The organism is Micromonospora sp. NPDC047753 (assembly GCF_040642735.1).
Classification (GTDB): Bacteria; Actinomycetota; Actinomycetes; order Mycobacteriales; family Micromonosporaceae; genus Micromonospora.
Genome location: NZ_JBEYSL010000348.1, coordinates 1 through 7,567, shown reverse-complemented (window position 1 = coordinate 7,567; position 7,567 = coordinate 1). Strand labels below are relative to the sequence as shown.

Sequence of the window (7,567 nt, the reverse complement as noted above, 5' to 3'; positions counted from 1 at the left end):
GGGCGCGACCGCATGGTCGCGCCCCCACCATCAGTTCACGAGCGGGAGCAGGTCGCCCCGTTGAGCGAGAAACTGGTCGGGGACGAGTAGGCCCCGCTCAGGGTGCCCTGGTAGCCGAAGCTGGCCGTGCCCCCCGGTGCGACCGACCCGTTGTGGCCGACGTTGCGGGCGGTCACCGTCGACCCGCTCTGGCTCACCGTGGCGTTCCAGGCGTTGGTGACCGTCTGCCCGCCGGGCAGGCTGTAGTTCAGCGTCCAACCGTTGATCGCGCTGGACCCGGTGTTGGTGATCTGCACGTCGGCCGTGAAGCCGTTGTTCCACGAGTTCGCCGTGTACTTCACCGCGCAGCTCGCGCCACCGCTCGGCGGCGGGGTCGTCGGGTTGGTGGGCGGCTGGCCGCCACCGTTGACGTTGGCCGAGAACGAGGTCACCGCCAGGCCGACACCGCCCTGCCACGGCTCGAAGCCGGCCTGGATGCTGGTCAGGTACCAGGAGTTGGTGATCGCGCCCCGGTTACGGGTGTCGCTGATGAAGTCCAGCACGCTGAAGTTCAGGCTGGAGATCGCCGAGGACGCGACGTAGGAGATGACGTTGTTGGAGCCGTTGCTGCCCCGCCAGACCTCCCAGGTGCGGCCGGCCAGGTTCGTGGTGCCGACGACCGAGCCGATGGGCTGGATCGGGCCCTGCCGGTTGAGCCAGATCATGATCTCCATCTGGTTCACCCCGTCCCGCTTGGGCGACGGGTCCAGCCAGATGTCGTACGACGCGTTGTAGGTGGCGCCGCTGACGTAGCGGTAGGAGATGCTGCTGGTGGCGCTGCTGATCTGGCTCACCTGGATCGGCAGGTTCGTTCCCGGTGAGCAGTTGGTGTAGTGACAACCGAAGAACACCGAGGGGTACGCCGTGGGCGCCCCGTTGGTGGGGCTGCTCCCGTTCAGCGTGGTGATCTCGAAGCCGTTGCTGGTGGCGTTGATGCACTGCTGGGCGGTGGTGCCCCAGCGGTTGTTCTGCACCACGTAGCGGCCCTGGATGACCGTCGAGCCGTACTGTTCGCAGATCTGGGTGTCGGCGGAGGCGCTCCCGCCGAGGGCCACGGCCACCAGTGAACTGGCGACCAGCAACCCGGCGGCGGCCAGGGCCCGAAGTTGACGTTTCATGACACTCCTCGACTCGGCGCGTGCCGGGCGCCGGATGTGGTGGGGTGGTGCGGGAGCGCTCCCACGCTCAACGACACATTTACATGTCTGAAACTGGTGCGCAACCGTCCGCGTCGAACTGGTGAATTGTGAGGATTGCCATGCCCCGCCGGACGGCTGCCGACGGACGGCCAGCCAAGCGGCTCGGGTCCCCGACGAGCGGCGGGGAGCGGACCGATTGGGCCTGGTGTGCGCCGATCGCTCCGAGTAGCGTGTTGCCTCCAACGCGTGCCGCTCCCCCTCCGGAGGCGTACACCACCATGGGTGGCTCCCCCCTGCGCATCCTCGTCGTCGGCGCGGGCATCGCCGGCCTGGCCGTAGCCCGGGCGCTGCGCCTGGCGGGCTTCCGGCCCGACGTCACCGACAAGCTGCCACCGGGGGAGTCCACCGAGACCGGTCTCTACCTGCCCGGCAACGCCGCCCGCGCGCTGCACCGGCTCGACCTGCACGACCCGGTCCGGCCGGTCGGGCAGGTGATCCACCGGCAGCGGTTCTACGACGCCGCCGGCGCGCAACTCTGCGAGGTCGACCTCGACGCCCTCTGGGCCGGCGTCGGCGAGTGCCGGGCGCTGCCCCGGGCCGACCTGCACCGGGTGCTGCTCAGTGGTGCCGGCGGCGCCGTGCGGCACGGCGCCGAGGTCCGCACCCTGGAGCTGCTCCCGGGCGCGGTGGGCGTCACCTTCACCGACGGCACCACCACGGAGTACGACCTGGTCATCGGTGCCGACGGGCCACGCTCCTCGGTCCGCGCGCTGGCCGCGCTCGGTGGGCCGCCGCGCCCCGTCGGGCAGGTCGTCTACCGGGCCCTCCTGCGCGACGGCCCACCGGTCACCGAGTGGACCGCGCTGCTCGGCCAGCGCTCCGGGTTCCTGATGGTGCCGATCGGTGCCGGACGGCTGCACATCTACGCCGACGAGGCCGGCACCAAGGAACCCGCCGACCCCCTCGCCCGGCTGCGGGACCTCTTCGCCGAGTACCGCGGCCCGGTGCCCGAGGTGCTGGCGGCCCTCGACGAGGTGCACGTCGGGATCACCGACGAGGTGGAGTTGGGTCGCTGGTACCGGGGGCGAGTCCTGCTGGTCGGCGACGCCGCGCACGCCACCGCGCCGACGCTGTCGCAGGGTGCGGCAATGGCCCTGGAGGACGCCGTGGTGCTGGCCGAGTCGCTGCGCGCCGCCAACAGCGTGGAGGCGGCCCTGGTGGCGTACGAGAGTCGTCGCCGTCCGCGTACCCGATGGGTGCGGGACCGGACCCGGGACCGCAACCGCACCAGGGACGTCCCGCCGGCGCTGCGCGACCCGCTGCTACGCGGCCGCGGCGACCGGATCTTCGGGGAGCACTACCGGCTCCTGCTCGGCCCGCTGTAGGCCCGTAGTAGATCGTGTCACGCCACCCCACGCGGCGCTGCGACCTGCCGGGGACTATCCTCCTTGCGGATGACGGCCCGCCGATAAACAGCGTGTGCCGAGCGGGACAACCGAGAACCGGAGGCCACTCGTGACCACCGTCGCACCCAAGCCGGTCGTGACCCGGCCCTGGCCGGTCCGGGAGCCGGTCAAGGGGTCGGCCATCGCGCGGCTGCTGCGAACCACGGACGCGAAGCAGATCGGGATCATGTACATGATCACCGCGTTCGTGTTCTTCATGATCGGTGGCCTGATGGCTCTGGTCATGCGTGCTGAGCTGGCCCGACCCGGGCTGCAGTTCCTGTCGCCGGAGCAGTACAACCAGCTCTTCACGATGCACGGCACGATCATGTTGCTGTTCTTCGCGACGCCGATCGTGTTCGCCTTCGCGAACTACATCGTGCCGATCCAGATCGGCGCGCCTGACGTCTCCTTCCCCCGGCTGAACAGCTTCGCCTACTGGCTGTACCTGTTCGGCGGAACGATGGCGACCGCCGGGTTCATCACCCCGGGTGGCGCCGCTGACTTCGGCTGGTTCGCGTACGCGCCGCTGAGCAGCGTCGAGCACTCGCCGGGCGTCGGCGCCAACATGTGGATCATGGGTCTGGCCATCTCCGGCCTGGGCACCATCCTCGGCGCCGTGAACATGATCACTACGGTGCTGACCCTGCGTGCGCCCGGCATGACCATGTTCCGGATGCCGATCTTCACGTGGAACATCCTGGTCACCAGCCTTCTGGTGATCCTGGTCTTCCCGCTGCTGGCCGCCGCGCTCTTCGCGCTCGCCGCGGACCGCATCCTCGGCGCGCACGTGTACGACCCGGCAACCGGTGGGCCGATGCTCTGGCAGCACCTGTTCTGGTTCTTCGGGCACCCCGAGGTCTATATCGTGGCGTTGCCGTTCTTCGGCATCATCAGCGAGGTCATCCCGGTCTTCTCCCGTAAGCCGATCTTCGGCTACAAGGGTCTGGTCGCCGCGACCGTCGCGATCGCCGCGCTCTCCATGAGCGTGTGGGCGCACCACATGTTCGCCACCGGCCAGGTACTGCTGCCGTTCTTCAGCTTCCTGAGCTACCTGATCGCCGTGCCGACCGGTATGAAGTTCTTCAACTGGATCGGCACCATGTGGCGGGGCCAGATCAGCTTCGAGACGCCCATGCTCTGGGCGGTCGGCTTCCTGGTCACCTTCCTCTTCGGTGGTCTCACCGGTGTGCTGCTGGCCAGTCCGCCGATCGACTTCCACGTGTCGGACTCGTACTTCGTGGTGGCGCACTTCCACTACGTGCTCTTCGGCACCATCGTGTTCGCGGTCTTCGCGGGCATCTACTTCTGGTTCCCGAAGATGTTCGGCCGGATGCTCGACGAGCGCCTGGGCAAGGTGCACTTCTGGCTCACCATGATCGGCTTCCACACCACGTTCCTGGTGCAGCACTGGCTCGGCAATGAGGGCATGCCCCGTCGGTACGCCGACTACCTGCCCAGCGACGGCTTTACCACGCTGAACACGATCTCCACGATCGGCGCGTTCATCACCGGTATCTCCACGCTGCCGTTCATCTACAACTGCTGGAAGTCGTACAAGACCGGCCCGGTGGTCGAGGTGAACGACCCCTGGGGTCACGGCAACTCGTTGGAGTGGGCGACCAGCAGCCCGCCGCCGTTGCGCAACTTCGACCGGATGCCGCGGATCCGCTCCGAGCGGCCGGCGTTCGACGCGAAGTTCCCGGAGTTGGCGGCCGGTGGCCAGAGCCTGGCCGGCCCGCCGGAGGGTGGCGCCAAGCCGCTCACCAGCGAGTCGGACGGCGGAGCCAGCTACCGCGAAGACACCGCGAGCGACGTCGACAGGCACTGACGCTCAATCTCAGCAGTACGACGGGCGCCGCCCCCGGGACCCTCTGTCGCAACGCCCTGAACATCTCCTATGTCACCGGGTGGGGAGAGCACGCCGCGGAGAACCAGCACAGCCGGATCTTCGGCCACCAGCTCGACCCGAGCCTTCCCCGACCGCCCGCCGGCTCGCTCGCCGGTGGCCCGAACGCGGCCCTGCAGGACCCGTTCGTGGCACAGTTGCTGGCCGGCTGCGAGCCGATGTTCTGCTACGTCGACGACATCAACTCGTACTCGACGAACGAGGTGGCGATCAACTGGAACTCGGCGCTGACCTGGATCGCCTCGTTCCTGGCCGACCAGGGTGACGCCGGCGCGGTGCCGGCCACCACCTGCACGGCGCGCTACACCAACTACGGCGCCTGGCAGGGCGGCACCGGGTTCACCGGGCAGCTGACCATCCAGAACACGGGCACCACCGCCGTCAACGGCTGGAGCGTGCGGTTCGCGTTCACCGGTGACCAGCGGGTACGCGAGGCGTGGCTGGCGAAGGTCACTCAGTCCGGCGCGACGGTGACCGCGCGCAACGAGTCGCACAACGCCAAGATCGCACCGGGTGGCTCAGTGATGTTCGGCTTCAACGCGACGACCACCGGGGGCGCCAACCCGGGCCCCGGCCTGGTGACCGTCAACGGGGCGGCCTGCTCGCTGACCTGACCGACGTCCTGGTGGCCGCCCGGGGAAGGGCGGCCACCAGGACCGCACGTCTCGCGCGGCCGGCGGGTCAACCGCCGGCCGCGTTGTGCTCGGCCACCAGGCTCGGGAGTTCGTCGAGCGAGTCGATCCGGAACAGGCACCGCTCGGCCACCGTGGAGGCGTCGAGGATGTGCCCCCACGGACCGCGTCGGATCAGGCACGTCTTCATGCCCGCCTCCAGGGCCGGGCGCACGTCGTTGTCGGGCCGGTCGCCGACGTACAGGATCGACGACGCGACACCACCGCCCGCGGCGACGACCCGCTCGAAGAACACCGGTGACGGCTTCGCCACACCCCACCCGTGCGACGTGCCGATCACGTCCACCGGAAGCTCGAGATCGCGCAGTGTCGCCTCCGCGTGAGCCGGCTGGTTACCGGCCAGGCCCACGAACAGGCCCTGGTCCTTCAAGGACTTCAGGCATCCCCGCGCGTCCGGGTAGAGATCCTCCTCGGCGAACGACTCCGGCTGGCCGGCCGCCGCCCGACGCTCCAGCTCGATGGCGAGATCGAAGTCGGGCCGGAAGACCCGGAACGTCTCCTGATAGTCCAGACCCCGGGCGATCACCGCACCGAAGACCGCCGAGAAGGTGTGCCGGGGCACGTCGAGCCAGTCGGCCCAGGCAGCGAACTCGTGGGACTCGTCGAGAATTGTCCCACCCACATCGAAGATGACAGTGTCAATCATGTCCGTCCCCCGTCGACGCTCAGATCGTCGGTGAAGCATAGGCGGGGGTACGCGCAGCCGGCGGGCTTGGATGATCACTTGGGAATCGCCGGCACGCGGCAAAACCGGTGGATCGGACGCGCCGAGTGGGCCATGGTGACGCCATGGATGGCAGCGGTCTGGTTGACGATGATCTGGCGGGCGGTGGATCGACTGGTGGTGATCTGGCCGGTGGTGATCTGACCGGCGCGGAGCGTCGGGTGTGGGCGGCCATGCCGGCCGGGTCCCGCAGCGCACTGTCCGGACTTTCCGGCGCGGACCTGCGCAGTCTGCTGTTGAGCGTGGCCCGCGACCGCGCGGCGACAGCGCGCCCGTCCGAAGTGGTACGACGGTGGCGCGAGGACCGCTTCGTCCGCCCGGCCCGCGCCGACCCGCGCGCGCTCGCGCGGGTGGAGGCCCGGATGTGGCAACTGCTGCCCGCCGACGTCGCCGGGGTGGAACTGTCGCCGGTCGTACCGGTCGGCGCCTGCACGGCTGTCGCACCGGTCAGCCAGAACAGGATCGTCACCACGATGCGCGCCAGCGAGGTGCTGAGCGATCCCACGAACGCCCTCGCCATCGAGGCGGCCGTACGTCGCCGTCGACAGAGCGAGGTGCACCTGGCCGCCGCCCACCGGGTGTTGCGGGCGCAGGATTTCGGCAGCGCAGCGTCGGCGCACTTCCGGCTCTTCGCCCTGGTGTCCAGCGCCCGGGACACCGGCTCGGGCGACACGCAGGCCCGGCTGCTGGTCCGGCACCTCACCTACTGGCAGACCGTCCTCGCCGAACTGGCACCGGCCGCCGCGCCTCACCTGCACGTCACCACGTTCGACAACGAAATCGTCCGGGAGCGGCTGGCCGACACGGTCCGACCGGCAGTCGACGCAGGTGTGGTGCCGCTCGTGGACGAACCGGAGCGGTCTCGCGGTCGCGGCTACTACACGGGCTGCGCCCTGCGGATCACCGTCCTGAACGGCAGCCTGGAGATCGGCGACGGCGGCCTCACCGACTGGACCGCCCGGCTGAGCGGTGACGCGAAGGAACGCTGCCTCGTCTCCTGCCTCGCCACCGAACGTCTCGTCGACGTCATCAGCCGCTGAACCCGGCCTGACGACGACCGCCCCGCCCACCGTGCCCGACCCGGCCGACGGCGAACGATCAGCCGATCTCCTCGTCGACGAAGCACCAGCGCCAGGCCTCGCCCGGCTGCGCCGAGCGGATCACCGGGTGGCCGGTGGACGCGAAGTGCTTGCTCGCGTGCTGGTTCGGCGACGAGTCACAGCAGCCGACCTGCCCGCAGCTCAGGCAGGTGCGCAGGTGCACCCAGTAGGTGTCGCCAATGGCGACGCAGTCCGCGCACTCGTCGGGGGTACGCGGCTCGGCGGCACCGGCCTCGGTCAGGTGCTGACAGCTCACTTCTCAACCTCTCGCAGCAACGACTCTTCCAGGTCCAGGTCACGGTAGGCCTGCACCAACACTTCCTCAGGAATCCGACCGGAGTCCCGGGCCGCCCGGAACACGTCCCGCTCGGCGTCGATCATCTCCTGCCGCAGCCGACCGTACGCCTGCGACGGGGTCTCCCGCTCGTTGCCGCCGAGTCGTTCCCACGCCATGTTGGTGCGGTCCGCCACCGCTCGGCGTAGCCCTTCTCACCGGCGGGGAGGTGGGTGAGGTGGTAC

General features: G+C 69.5%; 6 protein-coding genes and 2 pseudogenes. 4 read left to right on the top strand and 4 right to left on the bottom strand.

Annotation, left to right across the window (positions count from 1 at the left end; genetic code table 11):
* Nucleotides 1-35 precede the first annotated feature (35 nt).
* A complete protein-coding gene (locus ABZ749_RS24880) occupies nt 36-1,157 on the bottom strand; it encodes a cellulose binding domain-containing protein (protein WP_357231769.1) in 1,122 nt (373 codons plus the stop codon).
* 299 nt (nt 1,158-1,456) lie between these two features.
* On the opposite strand from ABZ749_RS24880, the gene ABZ749_RS24875 reads away from it, so the two are divergent.
* The 3 genes and pseudogenes from ABZ749_RS24875 to ABZ749_RS24865 all read left to right on the top strand — a co-directional run.
* Nucleotides 1,457-2,563: an FAD-dependent monooxygenase gene (locus tag ABZ749_RS24875; protein WP_357231766.1), complete on the top strand. Its 1,107-nt coding sequence runs from the start codon at nt 1,457-1,459 to the stop codon at nt 2,561-2,563.
* Nucleotides 2,564-2,693: 130 nt separating this feature from the next.
* On the top strand, nt 2,694-4,454 hold the full coding sequence (gene ctaD, locus ABZ749_RS24870; RefSeq protein ID WP_210780947.1) for a cytochrome c oxidase subunit I: 1,761 nt from the start codon (nt 2,694-2,696) through the stop codon (nt 4,452-4,454).
* A gap of 47 nt (nt 4,455-4,501) precedes the next feature.
* Nucleotides 4,502-5,146: pseudogene (locus ABZ749_RS24865) on the top strand (cellulose binding domain-containing protein); the annotation flags it as partial.
* A gap of 67 nt (nt 5,147-5,213) precedes the next feature.
* Here the strand turns inward: ABZ749_RS24865 and ABZ749_RS24860 are convergent.
* A complete protein-coding gene (locus ABZ749_RS24860; RefSeq protein ID WP_357231763.1) occupies nt 5,214-5,870 on the bottom strand; it encodes an HAD family hydrolase in 657 nt (218 codons plus the stop codon).
* A gap of 143 nt (nt 5,871-6,013) precedes the next feature.
* Between ABZ749_RS24860 and ABZ749_RS24855 the strand changes: the two genes are divergently transcribed.
* Entirely contained in the window at nt 6,014-6,988 is a 975-nt protein-coding gene (locus tag ABZ749_RS24855) for a hypothetical protein (protein ID WP_357231760.1), read from the top strand.
* A gap of 58 nt (nt 6,989-7,046) precedes the next feature.
* On the opposite strand, the gene ABZ749_RS24850 is transcribed toward ABZ749_RS24855, so the two are convergent.
* Both ABZ749_RS24850 and ABZ749_RS24845 read right to left on the bottom strand, forming a co-directional pair.
* Nucleotides 7,047-7,304: a UBP-type zinc finger domain-containing protein gene (locus ABZ749_RS24850; RefSeq protein ID WP_091401591.1), complete on the bottom strand. Its 258-nt coding sequence runs from the start codon at nt 7,302-7,304 to the stop codon at nt 7,047-7,049.
* Nucleotides 7,301-7,510 (bottom strand): annotated as a pseudogene (locus tag ABZ749_RS24845) (Na+/H+ antiporter); the annotation flags it as partial. The pseudogene ABZ749_RS24845 and the gene ABZ749_RS24850, both read right to left, overlap by 4 nt.
* Nucleotides 7,511-7,567: the final 57 nt, after the last annotated feature.